Source organism: Enterococcus sp. AZ196 (assembly GCF_050498845.1).
Taxonomy (GTDB): Bacteria; Bacillota; Bacilli; order Lactobacillales; family Enterococcaceae; genus Enterococcus_A; species Enterococcus_A murrayae.
Map to the genome: position 1 here is coordinate 1,947,036 of NZ_JBIPAM010000001.1, position 20,882 is coordinate 1,967,917.

Sequence of the window (20,882 nt, forward strand, 5' to 3'; positions counted from 1 at the left end):
ACATCAGATACTTTTATTTTTATTTTATTATATAAATAATTTAAAAATAACTGATATCAATTAATAAATTATAGGACAATGTTAATTGTAAAACAACAGCAAAAAATGATTTTTTATCTTTCAACTTTTGACCAGTCTGCCCAGCTGCTCTTTAAGTTAGAAGGGTACTGCTCAATAGTAAAGCTAAAAGCCAGGAATCGCTAAAGCTGCTTCCTCAGTGTTTCTCTTACAGATTCAAAAAAGATGCTCAAGGAAGCCGCATCTTCTTGTTAATTATATAGTTACTTCTTACCGCTCAAAATCAATTACGCTTCGCAGGGGCTTTTTTATGCAAACGAAAAAACCGACATTAGAAAAATACGTTTCTTTCTAACGTCGGTCTCTGCTTATATCGAATTCACGATCAAACCGATTGCGGCTAAAATCGCACCGCCAACAATTTGGATTACCAATACTTTGGTTGGCGTATATTTTTTATGTTTCAGTAAATAGTAGGTCAGCAGTGTCACTCCCAGCGGCAGTATCCCTTTGACTAAAGCATCCAGCACGTCTGTCTGAATCGATAGGTTTTCTTTTCCGCTTAGATGAACACTTAACGGCGTAGCGATCTTAACAAAGTTTGCCGCCAACGAACCGATAACGATTGCCCCCAAGGTTTGCGAGAAGGTCATGATATACGACAGGCGGCCGCCAGCCATCATCTTTTGGATTCCTTCCTTGCCTTGTTCATATCCTTGGATCCACAAGAAGTATGCGATAACCGTCATAATGATCCAATGCAGCGCAAAGAATAAAACAGGACCCATAAAAATATTTCCTTTAGCACCAAATGGCAATGTGAATGAAAGCAGAATCGGGATCAAGGTCCCTTGCCATAAAGTATCACCGATCCCCGCCAGAGGCCCCATCAATCCAGTCTTCAATCCATTGATCGTTTGGTCGCTGATATCAGCACCAGATGCTCGTTCCTCCTCCATTGCAATAGTCATAGCCAAGATTGGCCCGCCGAAGGAAGGCTCTGTATTAAAAAATTGCATATGACGCTCTAAGGCGGATTTCATTTCATCCTCGTCCTTGCCATACAATTTTTTCAAAATCGGACTAAAGGCATGAACGACACCCGTCGCTTGAAGGCGTTCATAGTTGTAGTTTGCGTGGGAAAAGAACGTCCAGCGTCAGAAAGCCTTAACGACATCTCTTTTGGTTAACAGCTTCTCTTTTTTTATTTCTGCAGTCTGCTCCATTAAGCTAATCCTCCATTCTTATCTTTCAAGTACAACTCAGTGAAGACATAACCGATGATTCCAGCAAATACGGCGATCGGCACAGATGGCAGGCCAGAATAGATCGCCAGCATAAAGCCGAAAGTAAAGAACAGCAGGGTGCCCTTTCCATTCATCGCCCGCAAGTTCATCGCGATCCCCAACGCTGGTAAAATACCGCCGATAGCTGAAAGAACATCTAACGGACGACCACTTAATGCATCAACAATTCCTTCTACTGCATCGGCACCAAGATAAGCGGCTAACGCAACAGGCACTACAGTAATCAAAAGTAAAAATAATTGCGGTGGAACGATATGAAGCCAATTGATTCGATCAATCTTTCCTTCTTCGGCTGCTTTATCCGCCATATGGACAAAAGTGATATCTACCGTCATATGAGCAACCCAAATCAAGGTCCCCAATAAACCAATCGGTACAGCCAAGGTTACGGCAACTGCTGGTTCTACCTTCGCAGCCATCGCTAAAGCGGTTCCAAGAGTTCCCGCAAGTGCCGGGTCCATAGCAACCGTCCCTCCTGCTGAGATAAATGCCAGATACGGCAGGTTGATCGCCGCTCCGATGATACAGCCTTGAACCGGATCACCCAAAATCAATCCCACAACTGTCCCATTCACTAACGGACGCATCCAGCCGTGAGTACCAACCAACGAAAGCCAAGGCGTTCCGTTGATACCAAGATAATAAACGACACCGATTAAAATTGCTTGGATTAGACTAATTTTCATTTTTCCACTTCCTTCACTGAATTTTTTTATAGCAACCCTTCAATTGCTTGTGATCCCTGATCTGGAATGACATGAATCTTCATTTTTACATTTTTGGCAACAATATTTCTGAAGGTTTCTTTTTCCTCCTCCGACGCCGAAATATTTTTATAAAATGTTTTTCGATCTTTTCTAGCACCCATCCCGCCAATAATGATCTCATCAAACATCACACCATTTTCAATCAGCTGCCAATAGGTCTGAGGCTCTTTTGCCAAAACAATGATCCTGTGACCATCTGGAATAGCTGTTAATAATTTTGCGCCATCCTCAACGCCAAAAATAGACAATTTGATCCCATTAGGCACCGCCATCGACATGATTGATTTGGTGAATTCATCTCCTGCCGTTGCATCATCCACAATGACGATGTGGTTTCCTCCTGTAAATTGCAGCCAGGCAGTCATTACCTGTCCATGGATCAAACGATCATCAATTCTTGCTAAAACGATTTCTCCCATGTGTAAACACTCCTATTCTTTTTTGTCTGAATTTTTCTAACGTAAAATGCTATGGATCGTCATTCGTAGGCGATTCCTCTAAGCTGCTTTCGCTGATATGAAATGTTAACTTCACCAATCGGCTCCACTTTCGTTTTTCTAGGTAATTATCCGAAAGCTGGATCGGCTTGCAGAAAGAGGAACCCGCATCCTACTCTTCTTTTTATTTGTTCGAACTTTCTTTCATTCTTGCCATTTCCTCTAAAAATTCCTTGATGCCATCTTTTCCAGCAGACATCGCTGCTTGATACATTGTTTCTAGGTCTGCTCCAATCATTCGTTGATTAAAAGCTTCGATGAGCATTGGCAAATTGACCCCCGAAATCAGCCGATAGCTGTGATCCTTCAATTTGTTAAAGCATAGCGCCGCTTGGTTATAAGGACTTGCTGAAAATAAATCAACTAACACTAAAACGCCGTCTCCTTTATCTAACTGACAAATCCCACTTTGAATCTTTTCACTAAATTCGACAATATCATCACCGTGCTTTAAGCCTAATGTTTGATAGCCATCCTGCTCGCCCATGATCAGGCTTAAACTGTCCATCAGTCCTGTTGCCATTTCCCCATGGGTAACGATCAGTATTCCTGTCATTGTTTCCACCTCGTTCCTTTTTCTTTGGTCGTTAGCATTTACCAATGGAAATGCATGACTGTTTTATTCCAGCCTGGATTTTCTACGAATTTTTCCATGACCTTTCTAAAGTCTTCTCCTGTTGAAACCTCAACGATTTGTTCCGGCAATATCTTACTTAAGGCCGCGCGATATTCCGGTTTTTTCATTCCCGCAACAACCGCTTCAAAGTCAAGTGTCGATGACCGGCTGCTTCCATGAGCAGTAATTCCTTTTTCTAAAATATCTCGTGTATCAATAGGGACCAGCTCTTCTGTTACCCCCATAAAAATGATATCAGCCAATGAATCCGCAATTTCGATCGCTTGGTTCAAGGCACTTTCGCTGAATTTTCCTCCAGTACACTCGATCAGGACATCGAACTTCTCCTTTGATTCGGCAAAGTTATACGTCAAAACATTCTCCGTTCGAGCAAAGTCGAAATGCGCAAGCTTGTCATCTGCCGCTCCAAAAACAACGAATCGTTCTGCATCAACACCGTATAAATATTTCAGCATGACCGCAGTAAAATAGCCCACCGGTCCGTCACCAAAAAGTGCTACTCGCGTTTCTGGCTTCTTTAATTTGTCTTCTACATGACTGATCGCATGATGAGAAACAGAGGACAACTCCGCCAATACAGCAATTTCATTCGGGATCTCAGCAGGTATCCGCACCAAGCATTCTTCAGGATGCACTAAACGACTTTGAGCCATTCCGTCATAGCCGCTGCCTAAAAAGGCATTTCCCTTTGAATAATTTTCAGGGACATTCGGTTTTTGATCGATTTCGGGGTGTAAAATCTGTCCCGGTATATTAGGTACGACCACCACACGGTCGCCTACTGAAAATTTATCTGAACGTGTTTCCCGTACAACGCCTATTCCCTCATGCAATAAGGCCATCGGTAATTTTTTCGCCAGGGCCTCTGGTCTGCGGAGCCCGGCAAAATATCTTAGATCCGCGTGACAGATACTTGCGTACGTTGGTTCAACCGCCACCCAATTTTCTGGGATCTCTCTTATTTTATGAACTTCTTCAATTGTCCCTGGTTCAACAAGACTAAAAACTCTTGATTCAACCGATTGTTCCATCTCATCTTCCTCCTCATTTCCAAGCGCTCGTTAATACTCTTTATCGCTCGTTTACGAGTATAGCATCGCAAAACATATTTGTAAACGCTTTATTTTTAAAATATCACTCACTTTCCTCCAATTCCGCGAAATAGAACAACTTTCAAACAAGATAAAAAACACTCCTTTAGCCTACATTTGTGCTTTTTCTGTTTATTTCTCACGTCATACTATGGACGGCAAGTTTTTCTGAAGCATGAGCTCGAATACGCTCGTTAATGCTCGTTGTGAGACAATATATATTGACACTTCCGCTGATTTTCCATAGACTGAATGGTGATAGCACCTTTCATAAGTGATGATTGCACATAAATTTGCTTAGAAAGCGAGAGGGTGAAGTAAAATGCTGACAGGCGAGCGAAGAATAAAATTATTAGAAACAATTGAGAACAAACAGTTTATTTCTGTTTCCCAACTATCTGAAATTTTTCAGGTGCACGAAACAACCATCAGAAGAGATCTAGACGAATTGGAATCACAAGGACTCGTAGTAAGAATTCATGGCGGGGTAGTTCCCGCGAGTATCAAAAATGATGAGCCCGTTTTTGAAGATCGCGCCACAGAGAATATGCTTGAAAAGACCCGTATCGGAAAGCATGCGGCTAAATATGTAAAAAGCGGTGAAGCCATCATTCTGGATTCAGGGACTACTACCTTGCAAATCGCAAAAACATTGAATGAGATGCCTCAGCTGCAAGACATAACGATCATCACCAATGACGTTAATATTGCCTCTGTTCTGCGTTCTAACCGAAATATTACGACCATCGTGACCGGAGGAACCCTTTTCCATGACAGTTTTATGCTGAATGGACAGATTGCCAACGAGTCGCTGCAGCAGCTAAGTGTTGATAAGGCCTTTATCGCCACTCCAGCGCTCAATGTCGAAAAAGGACTGACTCATTTTAACGAATTGTTGATTGCGACCAAAAAAAATATGATCGATGCGGCTGCCAAAAAAATCGTCGTAACAGATCATACGAAAATTGGTCGCCGCGCCTTATATACCTTCCTCCCCATTGATCAAATCGATTTGCTGATTACCGATAATCAAACGGATAAGAAGCTGATTGACGAGATGTATAAAAATGGGATCCAACGAATAGAACACGTGTAACAAAAAGAACAGCCAACTTTGTATTTAGGTACAAAATTGGCTGTTCTTTTTATTTTTATATAGAATTAATCCGTATTCCAGACACGATCCTGCATGATACCTGCTGCTTTAAGGAACATACAGGTAACGATCGGTCCAACAAAAGTAAATCCTCTTTTTTTCATATCCTTAGCGATCATGGTAGCTTCCGGTAACGTATTAGGAACTTCATCCGCCTGCTCATACTCATGAACGATTGGTACGCCGCCTACAAAATCCCAAAGATAATCAGCAAAGCTGTCATAGTCTTCAAGCAGTGTGACGATTGCTCGCGCATTTTGTACTACTGCTTTGATTTTTCGTCGATTGCGAATCATTTCTGGATCTTCTGCAATTCTTTCGATATCCTCTGGAAAGAAAGCTGCTACCTTGCGAAAATCCATCCCGCAAAAATTTTTCTCAAACACCTCACGCTTCCCCGCAGCTGCCTGCCAGCTTAATCCGGCTTGAAAAACACCGACCGTCAGCAGCAGAAACAGCATTCGGTCATCACGCGTTGGTTTTCCCCATCGCTCACTGTACCAGTATGACTTTTTCACCATTCATGCACCGCCTTTGCTGCCTTCATCATAACAAAAAAAGGCCGGCCTTTCAGCCGACACTTCCTCTAAGCTTCTTTGTGACAAACAGCTTCAATATTGTACCCATCCGGATCAAAAACAAATGCCCCATAGTAATTCTCATGATAATGCGGCCGTAATCCTGGCGCGCCATTATCTGCTCCGCCAGCCTTTATGGCTGCTTGATAAAACTGATCAACGGAGGCTCGTTCCTTTGCTCCAAATGCTAGATGAACCTTACTTGGTTCGTTTTTTACGATCCAGAGATCTCCGCCATCGGCACCAAAGCATACGCCATGCGCCATCTCAATTTTCACCTGATACCCCAACGGCTTCAACGCTTCTTCATAAAAGGCCTTGCTTTTTGCTAAATCAGACACACCAATACTCAAATGATCAATCATATATTGCACCATCCCTTCACTATATTACTCTCAGTATAGCGTAAAAAAAGAGCGCTACCAACCTAATTTTCTACGAATCAAATGAACACTATTAAGCCAGCTCTTCCTCCCTTTAATAGGTATCGTTACTTTCTCCTTAAAAATAACTATCCATATTTTGAACGGATCATAATTTTTTTGGTACAGGTAAGAGAACAACGAACATTTGAGGCTTCTAGCAAAGCTTTTTCAGTAAAAAACCGTTCAAACAGAACTGTTTTTCATCAATTGATCAATTATTCGCAGTGATTGACGAATTTTCAAAGTCAATCGATGCATGGTCTTAATATTCAGTGAATGTGGGCTATGCTAAAATCAACTTATAAATAACTTTTGTGAGAAATGAGATTTCTATAGAAAGGCGTGAAGCGCATGTTTAGAGAACTGTTTTTGACCAATCAGCAGCAGAAAAAAATCCAGTTTTTCAAGCGGATGGAAGGGTATCCTGAAGGTGAGTATTCCGTCCACACCCTCAGCCATAAATTCGACTGCAATTATCAACCCTTTTTGCAGATGCTGCGTGAGCTCAATGACACCCTTATCGAGCTTAAGGAAAAACCGCTATTTATTCAAGCTTCAAAAATTTATTGGAAAAGCGATCCTGAACGGTCAAATCGATTTCTGATTTCCCAGGTTAGATATTCCGTTCCTTATCGCTTTATAGCGACCTCCTTATTCCAGCCCGAGAAAAAACTTTCAGACTTCAGCAAAGAAAATTACGTCAGCGAGTCCACGACCTTACGCAGAATGCGGCCGCTGATCGATTATCTGACCGAATGCAATATCCAGCTCAATTTTTCAAAAATGACGCTGTCTGGTCACGAAGCCGTGATTCGCTTATTCTACATCAAAGCACTTTGGGCTGCTTCATTAGGAGAAGATTTAACAAAAGACGAGCTAGATTTTACTGCTGAAGATCATTTACTCAGAGAATTATTGTCCCTGTTCCCTTTGCATCTTCATCCTAAGTTGCTCCGCCTGATGCTGCTTGTCTGTCGCCTGCGAAATGAGCAAAAGAATTTTTTAAACGAGGCACCCTTTGATGATTTGCTATTCTCACAAACAACTCCGCTGCTTGAACGCTATCTGTCCAATCTTCTAGAATCACCTGTGCAGATCAAACGAAATGTAGAATTTTTCAATTACCTATTCTATTACTATCCCTATTCGGTCAAAAAGGATGCCCATAAGCTCAATCCATTAATGCTTTATTACGCGAAAAATGTGGAAGAACGCGATCCCTTATGCTTGGCTATCGACAGCTTTTATCGCTATTGTGCAAAAGAGCTGTTACAAAATCTATTAGACGAGCACGAAGAAAAAATATTACTGAATAACATTGCTCGTACCTTTTTGGGCTACTCGATTCAAAAGAAAAAAATCCCGATGCTTTTTGAAACAGGCAATAAGGAACAGTTTCTGCAATCGGAGCTGTATCGCGAGTTATATCCAGCTGTCAAAAAAGCGATCCAAAAATTAAGCCGCCGCAGAAAGCTCGAATGGCTGACGGCAGTCAATGAGTCGCTCTCAAGGACCTTGTGCTTGAACCTGCTGCCGCTTTTTAGCGCGAATAATGAAAAAATCCGTGTCGGGCTAGTTTCCATCCCGAACTATCTCTATTTACAGCATGTCGTTAAATTTCTGAACAATCTAAACTTCATAGAAATTGTTTTTCAGCCGCAGCCAGATGAACCGATCGATCTCTTTATTACGACATTCAAAGAACTGCTGCCGTCACAAAATAGTGACTACTATCTAATCAATATCCTGAACGCCGATTATAAATCGGATCTTTTGCCGCGTTTGTTGGCGATCCAAAATAAGAAGAAATTTGCATAAGAAAACGTCTGGCTCAATCTTCATTGAGCTCAGACGTTTTTTTAGATATTGGCTTGCAAATCTTCGTAGAAAGCCGCTTTAGTAGCCGAAATATAAGGGGCTACCCATAAGTAGGCGATCCCTAGGGTCAATGCAATGACAATGTACCAGCCGATAAACGTAAGGTCCAGCCAAAACAAGCGTCCCTTATGCCCATCCATCAAGCGACGACTGGCCGTGATCGTATCCAGTACTTTCGGCTTTTCACCCGTTTGCTGGATTTGATCATAATAGATAAAATAGCTTTGGGAATAGGCATACGCTTTTACGATCCCAGGAATAATAAATAGAAATGTCCATAAAGTAGTAAAAATATTGGTAAGCAATGCTAATAGGATAACACCGCCGATAAACACGCCTTGAAACCCGCGAAACGCATCCTTCAATGGTTCAATATGAGTTCGTTCCCCTCTTATTAAATCCAAATACGTCCAAGAAATCCCACTCATAAACAGTGCGCTGATAATTGAAGAAACCAGACTCGTTCCCCCACCGCTCGCATTGTTTTGTTGATACTCTGAAACAGAAGAAATCATATTATCGCCTGATCCATGAATAAAGAACCAGATAACCCCTGATAATACGACAAAAAACAACACCGCTACCGTCAATAATGTCGGAATCAAGTTTAAGATGACGGCCTGTCCCCATTTTCCTCTCAGCGCATTCTTTGCCTCTGCCTTTAATTCAGCAGTCGTTTTCATAACCCAATAACCCCTTTCTGTTCAATATTCTAATATATGGTGACTATTTTAGAAAGTCTTTTGAATAAACTTGTACAATTACTCATTCTATCGGATGCAGCATTTTCCAAAAATCAGCCAACATCCTTGGTTGGTAACGGCTCTTGCGAACTAAAACCGTAATATCATTGGTCAGCTGCCAATCATCGATCTTGATTTCTTTCAAGCTGCCCTGCAAAAGCTCTTCCTTGACCAATCGATAAGGCAGCACAGACAGACCAAAGCCCGCTTTAAGCGCTGAAATCAACGCCTGCGAATCAATGCTTTCCCAAGCTGGAAACAGCTTAAACCCCTGTAAAACAGCGACTGATTCAAAGGCCTCACGTACCGCACTTCCTCGTTCTCGCAATAATAGCGGCCGCTGGATAAGCTCTTCAAAACTGAGCTGAGACTCTTTGGCATCGGCAGCCGCAACCACACACAAGCGATAATCTGCAATTTTTTTAGATTCAAAAGCTGGCTGCAGGATATGCCCTTCGATAAAGGCCAAATCTACTTCCCCGCGTTCTAAACGAGCGATAGAATCAGAAGCCGGAAAAACTTGGACATTGAAGCTGGCCGCTGGATATTTTTCAGTAAATCTGCGCAGCAGCTGCGGCAATTCAGTTTGCGCATAGGTGATGCAGGAAGCAATTTTTAGCGGCGGCTGTTTTTCTAAATTCGGCAGATGGGCTTCTACTGACTCAAACCCCTCGATAAGCGGCTGAATTTCACGTAGAAATAGCTCACCGGCAGGAGTCATTTCTACACCGCGATGCAGCCGTTCAAAAAGCTGGGTGCCCGCTTCATCCTCTAAGTCCTTTACTGCATGAGACACCGCCGATTGCGTCAGATATAGATTATTCGCTGCTCTCGTAAAATTTTTTGTCCTCGCGATCTCACGAAAAATGACACACTGCTTAAAGTTCATCAGTAACCTCCCATGAATTCTATTCATACTTGTATGGTAATACTATCATTTCACACATGCCAAACCAACCTTTATACTAGAAGAAAAGCAAACAGAAGGGGGATTCCATGACAAAATTAAAATTTTACTCATGGTTAGCAGGTATAAATTTATTTATCAGCGCCTTTACATTCGGTGGCGGCTACGTGGTCGTTCCGATGATTCGTAAATACTATGTGGAAAAAAAGGCCTTGTTTACCAACGACGAACTAATGGAGATGGCTGCTGTCGCACAGTCTTCTCCCGGGGCCATCGCTATCAACCTCAGTGTACTCGCCGGAAAAAAAGTTGCTGGCATGTTAGGCGTGTTCATCGGAGCCATCTGCTCCATCATCCCTCCCCTAGTGATCTTGGGATTGATCTCAAATTGGTATGCAGCTTTTGCCGCCAATCAAACAGTCATGGCCGTATTAAAAGGGATGCAGGCTTGCGTGACCGCATTGATCATCGATATAGTGATCGATATGTATCAGCTGATTCGACAAGAACACTCAAAATTACTAAGCGCACTGGTTCCCTTTGCCTTTATTGCGAATGTCTTTTTTAATTTGAATGTCATCTATATTCTGTTGTTCAGCATCGGGAGTTGTCTGGTGTACACATACTATCAGCAGAAGAAAGAGGGGCAATAATGCAATTATTTGGGACTTTTCTAAAAATCGGTTTGTTTAGTATCGGCGGCGGCTATGCCATCATTCCGCTGATCCAAGAACAGGTCGTTTACCAGCAGGAGTGGCTGAGCGAGCAGGTTTTCGCCGATATTATTACGATCTCGCAGATGACGCCTGGACCATTGGCGGTCAACACCTCAACCTTTGTCGGTATGCAGATTAATGGGATCTACGGCGCCCTTGTGGCAACAATCGGTTGTATTCTCGGCGGCTGCATCATTTCAATCTGCTTGTACCAATTCTTTCAAAAATATCAAGAATCCATTTTTGTTTCTGCGGCATTAAAGAGCCTGAAAGCCTCATCGGTTGGTTTGATCATGTCCGCCGGCTTTACGATTCTAACGATGACTTTTTTTGGAACATCTGAATTATCCCGCAGCCTGTTTTCTCGTTTTGATTGGCAAGCGGCAATATTATTCGCCACAGCATTGATGATCTTGCGAAGATTCAAGCCCAATCCAATTTTTCTGATGTGTCTGGCAGGAATCGTTGGTTTTCTTATTTATTAAAAGCCCAAAAGGGTCATTCGTAATGCGTTACATAAATTCTTTCCAGTTTTATGGGATTCGTGCATTAAGCCTAGTACAATTTAGTTGATGGAGGTAATCTTTCACGATGCGGAGGCATATTTCCTTGGAAGAATTGCTTTTATCATTAGACGCTAATTGACATGTTGAGAACTGTTAATTAACAAAGAAGAAAAGCCTCTTTGCTATTTCTTCAAATCCTACCTTGCACAGTGCCCACTGAATATCTTCTGTGAAAGAAAACTTTAAAAATGCCCCTCTATTAAGTTGGTGGAAAATCTCTGAGATAACTTTCCAGCAGTCAAATATGCATTACTCATAAATATAACAAAAGGTCCTTCCCACTCATAGTTAGTGGGAAGTGACCTCTTTTTAATCTTATTTCAATTTTTTACGTTTCAGTACAGCGAAGGCTGCAAGTCCTACGAATACAAACCCTGTAAATAACAGATACGGAGATTGAACTGAACCTGTTTCTGGAAGAGATTTCTGTTTTGAAGCATTGCCAATACTGGATTGGTTGCCTCCAAAAATTCCGTTACTATATCCTCCACTATAGTTATTGCTCGTTGTTGCACCATTTTTCTTCCACTTCGCATACAAAGTGATATCACTTGTCGCTAGTGTAGCGAAGTCATATGCTTGAGTCAATTCCTCATCTGTGTACCAGCCCTCAAAGGTATATCCTTCCTTACTTGGAGCTGTTGGTTGTGTAAACGGTGTATTTGCCTTAACTGTCTCTGATTCCGTTTTACTACCACCATTTGTTTCATATGTTACCGTATATTCTTTTTCTACATTTTGTACCCATTTTGCATACAAGACAAGGTTCCCAGTTGCTGGTGTAGCGAAATCATAGGCTTTCGTTAACTCATTATCCGTATACCAGCCTTCGAAAGTATAGCCTGATCGACTTGGATCATTTGGCTTCGTGAACGGATTGCCTTTCTTAACTGTTTCTGATGCAACTTTACTTCCACCATTCACTTCATATGATACTGTGTATTTCGTCTCCACATTTTGTACCCATTTCGCATACAAGACTAAGTTTTCTGTCGCTGGTGTATTGAAGTCATACGCTTTTGTTAATTCTTTATCCGTATACCAACCAGCAAAAGTATAGCTTTCCCGACCTGGATCTTTCGGCTTCGCAAACAGTTCACCTTTCTTAACTGTTTCTGATGCAACTTTACTTCCACCATTCACTTCATACGTTACCATATACTCTGTTTCCACATTTTTTAACCATTTTGCATACAAGACCAGATTTTCAGTCACTGGTGTATTGAAATCATACGCTTCAGTTAATTCTTTATCTTTATACCAGCCTTCAAAAGTATAGCCTGCCCGACTTGGCTCTTCTGGCTTCGTGATCAGTTCGCCACTATTGACGATTTCTGACTCAATCTCACCGCCGCCATTCGTCTGATAATCGACTTGGTAAGTTTCTTGCTTCCAAAGTGCGTAGATGATTGTATCTTCAGAAATTTCCTTCGTGAAGTCAAACTCTTCCAATCCATTTGGATCTTTATACCAACCAGTAAAGATATATCCAGGTCTTGTCGGATCAGCCGGTGCGACAACACAATCGCCTTCCAATATCATTTGATCATCAAGCGGATCACCACCACCTGTATCAAAAGTTACTCTATACTCTTCAAGTTTTTCCCATTTAGCATAGATTGACAAATTGGCAGAAATTGTTTCATTGTCAAAATCAAATACCTTGGTATGTTGAGCATCTTTGTACCAACCAGCAAATTTATATCCAGGTTTTGTCGGATCAAGTGGGCGAGCTAGTTTCTCTCCATCTTGTACTTCTTGCTTAATTGGTGCTTCGCCATTGTCCAGTTCAAAAGTAACTTGATGACTTGGAATTGTAATATCTTCCTGCTTCCATTTAGCATAAAGCGTTACATTTTCAGTAATCGTTTCATTTGTAAAATCAAACAGAGTTAAGAACGTTTGCTCCTTATACCAGCCTTCAAAAATATAACCTGCTTTCGTTGGCTCCGTTGGCTCCGTTGCTTTACTACCGTCTTCGATCGTTTGTTTTGCGACAACGGAACCGCCATTACTGTCGAAGATAACATCAAACTTCTCTTTCGCTTTGACTTTCCAGCCTGCATAGATTGTCGTCGCTTCCGTGATCGTTTCTTTATCGAAATCGAATACCTCTTTACAGTCTACATCTTTGTACCAACCGGTAAAGTCGTAACCCGCTTTCGTTGGATCTGTTGGCTTACTTACTTTCGAGCCGTCTTCTACTGTTTGTTTCGGTATTGCAGAACCACCGTCCGTTTCGAAGGTTACTTCGAATTTCTCTTTCGCTTTGGCCTTCCAGCCGGCATAGATTGTAGTAGCTTCCGTGATCGTTTCTTTATCGAAATCGAACGCTTCTTTACAGTCGGCATCTTTGTACCAACCGGTAAAGTCGTAACCCGCTTTTGTTGGATCTGATGGCTTGCTTGCTTTCGAGCCGTCTTCTACTGTCTGTTTCGGTATTGCCGAACCACCGTCTGTTTCGAAGGTTACTTCAAACTTCTCTTTCGCTTTTTCTTTCCAACCGGCATAGATTGTAGTAGCTTTCGTAATTACCTCGGTATCGAAATCGAACGCTTCTTTACAGTCCGCATCTTTGTACCAGCCAGTAAAGTCGTAGCCTGCTTTCGTTGGGTCTGTTGGCTTGCTTGCTTTCGAGCCGTCTTCTACTGTCTGTTTCGATATTGCAGAACCGCCGTCTGTTTCGAAGGTTACTTCAAACTTCTCTTTCGCTTTTTCTTTCCAGCCGGCATAGATTGTGGTAGCTTCTGTGATCGTTTCTTTATCAAAATTGAACACTTCTTTACAGTCGGCGTCTTTGTACCAACCGGTAAAGTCGTAACCCGCTTTCGTTGGATCTGTTGGTTTACTTGCTTTCGTGCCGTCTTCTACTGTCTGTTTCGCAACGGATGAACCACCGTCCGTTTCAAACGTCACATCGTATTTTTCTTTCGCTTTTTCTTTCCAGCCTGCGTAGATGGTCGTCGCTTCCGTGATCGTTTCTTTATCGAAATCGAACGTTTCTTTACAGTCCGCATCTTTGTACCAACCGGTAAAGTCATAACCCGCTTTCGTTGGATCTGTTGGCTTGCTTGCTTTACTTCCATCTTCTACTGTCTGTTTCGCAACGGATGAACCACCGTCCGTTTCGAAGGTTACTTCAAACTTCTCTTTCGCTTTTTCTTTCCAACCGGCATAGATTGTAGTAGCTTTCGTAATTACCTCGGTATCGAAATCGAATGCCTCTTTACAGTCCGCATCTTTGTACCAGCCAGTAAAATCGTAGCCCGCTTTCGTTGGATCTGTTGGTTTACTTACTTTCGAACCTTCTTCAACTGTTTGTTTCGATACCGCTGAGCCGCCATCGGTGTCGAAGACCACTTCGAATTTCTCTTTCGCTTTTTCCTTCCAGCCTGCGTAGATGGTTGTCGCTTCCGTGATCGTTTCTTTATCGAAATCGAATGCCTCTTTACAGTCTACATCTTTGTACCAGCCAGTAAAATCGTAGCCCGCTTTCGTTGGATCTGTTGGCTTGCTTGCTTTCGATCCGTCTTCTACTGTCTGTTTCGGTATTGCAGAACCACCGTCTGTTTCGAAGGTTACTTCGAATTTCTCTTTCGCTTTTTCCTTCCATCCAGCGTATATCGTGGTTGCTTTCGTGATCGTTTCTTTATCGAAATCGAACGCTTCTTTACAGTCGGCATCCTTATACCAACCTGTGAAATCATAACCTGCTTTCGTTGGATCTGTTGGCTTACTTACTTTCGATCCGTCTTCTACTGTTTGTTTTGTGACGGATGAGCCGCCATCCGTTTCGAAGGATACTTCGAATTTTTCTTTTGCTTTAGCTTTCCATCCAGCGTATATCGTGGTTGCTTTCGTGATCGTTTCTTTATCGAAATCGAATGCCTCTTTACATTCCACATCTTTGTACCAACCGGTAAAGTCGTAACCCGCTTTTGTTGGATCTGTTGGCTTGCTTGCTTTTGCGCCATCTTCTACTGTTTGTTTTGTGACCGTTGAGCCGCCATCCGTTTCGAAGGTCACTTCGAATTTCTCTTTCGCCTTTTCTTTCCAACCTGCATAGATTGTAGTAGCTTTCGTAATTACCTCGGTATCGAAATCGAACGCTTCTTTACATTCCGCATCTTTGTACCAGCCTGTAAAGTCGTAGCCCGCTTTCGTTGGGTCTGTTGGCTTACTTGCTTTCGAGCCGTCTTCTACTGTTTGTTTTGTGACCGTTGAGCCGCCGTCCGTTTCGAAGGTTACTTCGAATTTCTCTTTCGCTTTGGCCTTCCAGCCGGCATAGATTGTAGTAGCTTTCGTGATCGTTTCTTTATCGAAGTCAAAGGCTTCTTTACAGTCCGCATCTTTGTACCAGCCTGTAAAGTCGTAGCCTGCTTTCGTTGGGTCTGTTGGCTTACTTGCTTTACTTCCATCTTCTACTGTCTGTTTCGGTACTGCGGAACCGCCATCGGTATTGAAGGTTACTTCGAACTTCTCTTTCCATCCAGCATAAATCGTCGTGGCTTTCGAAATCATTTCTTTATCAAAGTCGAATTTTTCCGTACAGCCTGAATCCTTATACCAGCCTGTAAAGTCATAACCTGCTTTCGTTGGATCTGTTGGTTTGCTTGCCTTAGATCCGTCTTCTACTGTCTGTTTCGGTATTGCAGAACCGCCGTCTGTTTCAAACGTTACTTCAAACTTCTCTTTCGCTTTGGCCTTCCAACCTGCATAGATCGTTGTCGCCTTCGTGATCGTTTCTTTATCAAAATCAAAGGCTTCTTTACACTCGGCATCCTTATACCAACCTGTAAAGTCATAGCCCGCTTTCGTTGGATCAGTTGGTTTCGTTGCTTTCGAGCCGTCTTCTACTGTCTGTTTCGTGACTGCTGATCCGCCATCAGTATTGAACGTTACTTCAAATTTCTCTTTCGCTTTCCAGCTAGCATAAATCGTCGTATCTTCCGTAATCGTCTCTTTATCAAAATCAAAAGCTTCTTTATATTCAGCATCCTTATACCAGCCAGTAAAGTCATAGCCCGCTTTCGTTGGGTCAGCTGGTTTGCTTGCTTTTTGATCTTTTTCGATTGTTTGGCTGGCAACCGCACTGCCGCCTTGGGTATCGAAATCAACCGTGAAGCTGTCTTCCGTCACAGCTTCCCAAGCTGGCCACATGATCATATTGCCTGTAATCGTGATTTTCTCACCGGGTTTATAGATTCTGCCGCTAGATTCCCCTCTGTTTGTCCAGCCAATAAACTTGTAGCCCTCTCGTACCAATGTATTGCGATCCATGATTTCCACCACACTATTTTTCAGATATGGTGATTTTTCGTCAACGGGAATCGCTCCTCCGGTTGCATTGGTATTTCGATAAACAATAGTACATTCTTTGCTTTCTATCGGAACTTCCTTCCATTGTGCGTATAGAACGGTATCTTCTTTGATTCTAAATGTGCCGCCTACACTATAGGCTGTTCCTTTGCCGTCTTTTTGAGTATTCCAGCCATTGAATGTATAGCCAGCTTTTTCTAGGTTGCCCGCTGCCAAAACCTTGACGCTGGCATTATTATTGTAAGGTGATTTCTCATCGACGGGCGCCGTTCCCCCGGTATTTCCATTGCCATCATAGGTCATAGTCCGTGGTTCGCCTTCTGGGTCACCTCCTGCACTGCCATCTTCTTCCCACTGCGGATAGAAGATCATATTGGCTTTCAAGGTGATTTTTTGCCCAGGCTTATAAAGCTTTCCTCCGGCTTCCAAGCGATTGGTCCAGCCAACAAATTTATAGCCATCCTTTGCCATATCGCCACAATCTAGGATGGTGGCTTCATCGCCGTGCTTGTAGGGTGATTTCTCATCGACAGGCGCGGTGCCTTGCTCATCTAGATTCCTTCGATAGAGAACCGTCGTATCTGTGCCGTTTGGTTCAACCTTTTCCCATTGGGCATACAAGGTTAAATCCTCTTTGATTTGAGTGACCACGTTTGCCTTATAGCTCTTTCCACTGCCGTCAGGCTTGCTATTCCACTCCTTGAACACATGACCTTTCTTGTACAAATCAGCATAATCCAGTATCGTAATTTGGTCGTCAATTCCATATGGCGCTTTATCATCCACTGGCGCGGTGCCATCATCATTGCCGTTCCCATCATAGGTTACCGCAAGTTCTTTTACCCAATACGCGTATAAAACGATATCGTCCGTAACATCGATGGTTTGTCCTTCTTTATAAACGGCTCCAGTATAATCTTTTTTCGTACACCAGCCGCGGAAGACATAGCCTGGCTTTTTCAAACCGTTGGAGCCTTTTACCGTTGCTTTGGTATTCTTCAAGTATGGATTTTCATCATCAACCGGCGGTGTGCCTTCTGCCTGGTCGTTGCCATCATAAGTTACCTTTAGACCTTTGCCCCACTGCGCATAGAGCACGGTATCGTCAATGATCTTAAATTTATCCCCCGCCTTATACGCCTTTCCACTACCATCTGCTTTGGTATTCCAGCCAACAAAAAGATTGTCCTTTTTCTCCAAATCGCCAGGCTCCAAAATGGTCACTTCACTGCTTAACTCATAAGGCGATTTCTTGTCTAATGGCTTCGTTCCTTTGGTATTGCCATTGCCATCATAGGTCAATTTGTATTGCTTGGTGCTGTCACGCCATTGCGCATACAGCACGGTATCGCGTACGATCAGCATTTTGTCCTTTGGTTGATACATCGTTCCGCTGCCATCGGCTTTGGTATTCCAGCCGACGAATTTTTTACCCGCTTTTTCAAGGGTTCCGGCATCCTTCAAAACAGCGTTGCTCTTCTTCTCGTAAGGTGAATCGCTATCTGTTGGTACGCTTCCTTTGTCATTTCCATTCCCAGCATACGTGAGCGTGTGTGTCTCGGTCTGAACAGCATTCGGTAAGCTAAGGTGCCAGATGCCCCCGCCAAAGGTTGTCGTATACATTTTTGATGGATCACGTGTGTCTTCCATCACCCGGGTCGGAACCATGTGCTGGAACTCATCAAGCTTTATCCAGTCATCAAATTCCGTATCCACTCCTTTATAGGAAACAAAAACTTCCCCGCCAACGGTATTGCAAAGATAAAGGACATTATCGTTCCGACTATCTACTTGCAAATCATAAACGTTCGCTGTCGATGGATAAATCATTTTCCATGTTTTGCCATCATCTTGAGAAACCCAGCCGCCGCCGTAATCTCTCTTTCCTCGATCGCCGTTTACCGAAGCCGCGCGACCGGCACCGTAGATATTTCCTTTAGAGTCAACGGAAAGTCCGTTAAATACTGCCACATAATCATGGCCTTTGCGGTTCGGCTGCATTCCTTCAGTCGGCATGGAGGCTATTTTTTTCCATTCCTTTGCATCGCGTTCGAGGTAATAAACGGGGCCATCATCCGGATGATAGTCGATTAATGCTAGCTGCTGCTCATACGTTCCTGGTGCGGCGCCGCCAGTCGGTGCGAAGATGACATACAGACGTGAATAATCCGGTGTCCATTTCAAACGCCAAGGTGTTTGCTGTTTCGCATCCCCCATGCCGTCAATGAATTTCCGCCACGTTTGACCGCCGTCTTCTGATTTGTAGACACCGTATCCCATACAAGCCGCATAGACCACCCGCTTGTCTGCCTCTTTCGGACTGTTAGGATCGACTACGATATCTGTGACTACCGCTCTGTCTGGCAGCCCGGACGTCCCGTCGTTGTCCCGAATCGGCTGCTCACCTAAAGCGCCAGAAACATCCCAGCTTGAACCGCCATTTGTCGAACGAGCGACACCGCCAGTGAAGGACTCGTATTTTCGATTGGCATTTTCCTTTGTGGCATCTGCTAGGAGAATGACCCGGCGAACATAGGAACCGATATTCATATCATGAATCCCTGAAAAAGTAGCAAAGCAAAGGCCTTCAATATCCGGGTCAAAGGTAAATGAGTAGCACGAATTTGAATAATAAGGCTGAGACGGAATCCCATTATTTTGCGATCGTCTCCAGGATACGCCCCCATCCTTTGATTCAAATAAGCCAACATCTGAGTAGCTCATAAAGAGATGATTCGGATCAAATGGATCAACATCGACATCCCAGCTGGTAATCTGATCGATCCCTCTGGTTGATCCAAACTGGGTATCGGCATCAAAGTCACTATTGGTATCTTTCCAGGTTTTACCGCCATCTTTCGTAATATAGGCATTCCCGTGGTTGGTATTCACCGCGACATTCGGATTGGTTTTCGACACGGTCAAGCCCGTTTTGACACTGTTCCAGCCTAATGTCGAAGAGTTGCTTCCAAAAAACTCTGTCCAGTTATGTCCGGTAATATTGCCGGTATCCCAGCCTTTGAGACTGGTTGTCCAGGTCTTCCCTCGATCCTCAGAAACAGCGATTCCAGAGCCTAAAGTAAAGTACTTCCCATTCGTCGTCGAAAAACTCATATAAACCTTGTCGCCATTCACCGCGACCCCGGCTAATTCTCGATCGTTTCCGATATCAGGGTCAGAAAAGTTTTTCGAGATACTCTCCCAGTTTTTACAATCCGTAGACCGTAGCAATTCTTTATACTTATACTCTTCTTCACCTTTTGCGTTCAGCGTTACATCTGTCTCGATCAGATAATAGTTCGTTGTTTTCGTTTTTTCATCATAGTACCAATCCGCAGTCCTTGATGTAATCGTAGAAAGAGTCTCAATTTTGCCAGAACCATTATCTACAACCTTATAGATCCCATCACTAGTCATCACCGTGATTTCCCGCTCATTTTCTGGAGAGTCTGGATGAATATACAGCTTCATATACTTTTCAAAGCTGTTAATGGAATACCGATGATGGGTAAACTTCCCTTCAGGAAACTCAGCTACCGTCGACCAAGTATTCCCGCCATCGACTGATTTTTGAATCGTGGCGTTCATGGTTTTTCCACGAGTTCCTTCATAGCCGCCTTTAGAAATGTAGTACAAGGTATTCTTATCCTTCGGGTCTACCGTTAACCCCATCACACGGTGCGTCGGCGCCTGCTCTGGATCATTAAGCGCCACTTCGGCACCCTCTTGAAGTCCTGAAATCAACCCTTTTACATTGCTTTCAGGCGGATACAGTCGTTCATAGCTCTGACCCTTATCATGGGAGATATAGATATGCTCATGGTAAGCATAAACAATATTTTCATCATGAGGGTTAAACGAATACTTTACACTCCCCAATAAATTCCGTTGAACAAAGCTTTCGCCCCCATCGATTGACGAGAAGCTCCCCGACATGTCTGTGTTCATGACGATATTGTTATCGTCTGATGGATTGATCTGGGCATTAAATAACCCTCCGCCTCCACCTGGCCCAACTGTTGGATTACTACTCGCCGCCGCTTCGGCCGTCACCATACCAAAATTAGGTACAAACGAACCTAATATCATTATGATTGTTAAAATTGATGTTGCTACCCGTTGCTTTTTATTCATAATTTCTCCTCCCGAATTTAACCGAAAATATTCATTTCTACTTATTTATCACCAAAAAGATATGATTATATAAGAAGAACATCATGTTTTAAGTATATCATCGAGTTTTTTTTAATATATGTCTCTTATTACTCATATAACGC

Annotated in this window: 13 protein-coding genes and 1 pseudogene; 4 read left to right on the forward strand and 10 right to left on the reverse strand. The window is 43.0% G+C overall.

Features of this window, described 5'->3' with window-relative positions; all coding sequences use genetic code 11:
- Positions 1-386 precede the first annotated feature (386 nt).
- The 5 genes and pseudogenes from IGI67_RS09435 to IGI67_RS09455 form a co-directional block, all read right to left on the reverse strand.
- Positions 387-1,244, reverse strand: a pseudogene (locus tag IGI67_RS09435) (PTS system mannose/fructose/sorbose family transporter subunit IID).
- A complete protein-coding gene (locus IGI67_RS09440) occupies positions 1,244-2,011 on the reverse strand; it encodes a PTS mannose/fructose/sorbose/N-acetylgalactosamine transporter subunit IIC (protein WP_207110403.1) in 768 nt (255 codons plus the stop codon). The pseudogene IGI67_RS09435 and the gene IGI67_RS09440 overlap by 1 nt, the downstream one beginning before the upstream one ends.
- Before the next feature lie 26 nt (positions 2,012-2,037).
- On the reverse strand, positions 2,038-2,511 hold the full coding sequence (locus IGI67_RS09445) for a PTS sugar transporter subunit IIB (RefSeq protein ID WP_207110404.1): 474 nt from the start codon (positions 2,509-2,511) through the stop codon (positions 2,038-2,040).
- A gap of 202 nt (positions 2,512-2,713) precedes the next feature.
- Positions 2,714-3,145: a PTS sugar transporter subunit IIA gene (locus IGI67_RS09450; protein WP_207110405.1), complete on the reverse strand. Its 432-nt coding sequence runs from the start codon at positions 3,143-3,145 to the stop codon at positions 2,714-2,716.
- Positions 3,146-3,183: 38 nt separating this feature from the next.
- The gene (locus tag IGI67_RS09455) at positions 3,184-4,257 is read right to left on the reverse strand and encodes an alcohol dehydrogenase catalytic domain-containing protein (RefSeq protein WP_207110406.1); all 1,074 of its coding nucleotides are present in this window, start codon (positions 4,255-4,257) and stop codon (positions 3,184-3,186) included.
- Positions 4,258-4,639: 382 nt separating this feature from the next.
- Here IGI67_RS09455 and IGI67_RS09460 point away from each other — a divergent pair, with 382 nt between their 5' ends.
- A complete protein-coding gene (locus tag IGI67_RS09460) occupies positions 4,640-5,413 on the forward strand; it encodes a DeoR/GlpR family DNA-binding transcription regulator (protein WP_429957533.1) in 774 nt (257 codons plus the stop codon).
- Positions 5,414-5,478: 65 nt separating this feature from the next.
- Here the strand turns inward: IGI67_RS09460 and IGI67_RS09465 are convergent, their stop codons facing one another.
- Together IGI67_RS09465 and IGI67_RS09470 are read right to left on the reverse strand one after the other, a co-directional pair.
- Positions 5,479-5,991, reverse strand: a complete 513-nt coding sequence (locus IGI67_RS09465) for a DNA-3-methyladenine glycosylase I (RefSeq protein ID WP_429958625.1) — start codon at positions 5,989-5,991, stop codon at positions 5,479-5,481.
- 68 nt (positions 5,992-6,059) lie between these two features.
- Positions 6,060-6,416 (reverse strand): VOC family protein, encoded by a 357-nt coding sequence (locus tag IGI67_RS09470; protein ID WP_207110409.1) that lies wholly within the window; start codon positions 6,414-6,416, stop codon positions 6,060-6,062.
- Between the two features lie 411 nt (positions 6,417-6,827).
- Between IGI67_RS09470 and IGI67_RS09475 the strand changes: the two genes are divergently transcribed.
- The gene (locus tag IGI67_RS09475; RefSeq protein WP_429957534.1) at positions 6,828-8,294 is read left to right on the forward strand and encodes a helix-turn-helix domain-containing protein; all 1,467 of its coding nucleotides are present in this window, start codon (positions 6,828-6,830) and stop codon (positions 8,292-8,294) included.
- Positions 8,295-8,335: 41 nt separating this feature from the next.
- On the opposite strand, the gene IGI67_RS09480 is transcribed toward IGI67_RS09475, so the two are convergent.
- Both IGI67_RS09480 and IGI67_RS09485 read right to left on the reverse strand, forming a co-directional pair.
- Positions 8,336-9,037 (reverse strand): DUF975 family protein, encoded by a 702-nt coding sequence (locus IGI67_RS09480; RefSeq protein ID WP_207110411.1) that lies wholly within the window; start codon positions 9,035-9,037, stop codon positions 8,336-8,338.
- A gap of 82 nt (positions 9,038-9,119) precedes the next feature.
- Positions 9,120-9,986, reverse strand: coding sequence for a LysR family transcriptional regulator (locus IGI67_RS09485; protein ID WP_207110412.1), 867 nt, complete (start codon positions 9,984-9,986; stop codon positions 9,120-9,122).
- A gap of 107 nt (positions 9,987-10,093) precedes the next feature.
- Between IGI67_RS09485 and IGI67_RS09490 the strand changes: the two genes are divergently transcribed.
- Positions 10,094-10,657, forward strand: a complete 564-nt coding sequence (locus tag IGI67_RS09490; protein WP_429957535.1) for a chromate transporter — start codon at positions 10,094-10,096, stop codon at positions 10,655-10,657.
- Complete coding sequence (locus IGI67_RS09495; protein WP_429957536.1) at positions 10,657-11,205, forward strand: chromate transporter; 549 nt, start codon at positions 10,657-10,659, stop codon at positions 11,203-11,205. The genes IGI67_RS09490 and IGI67_RS09495 overlap by 1 nt, the downstream gene beginning before the upstream one ends.
- Before the next feature lie 396 nt (positions 11,206-11,601).
- Here the strand turns inward: IGI67_RS09495 and IGI67_RS09500 are convergent, their stop codons facing one another.
- A complete protein-coding gene (locus IGI67_RS09500) occupies positions 11,602-20,739 on the reverse strand; it encodes an InlB B-repeat-containing protein (protein WP_429957537.1) in 9,138 nt (3,045 codons plus the stop codon).
- Between the last annotated feature and the right edge of the window lie 143 nt (positions 20,740-20,882).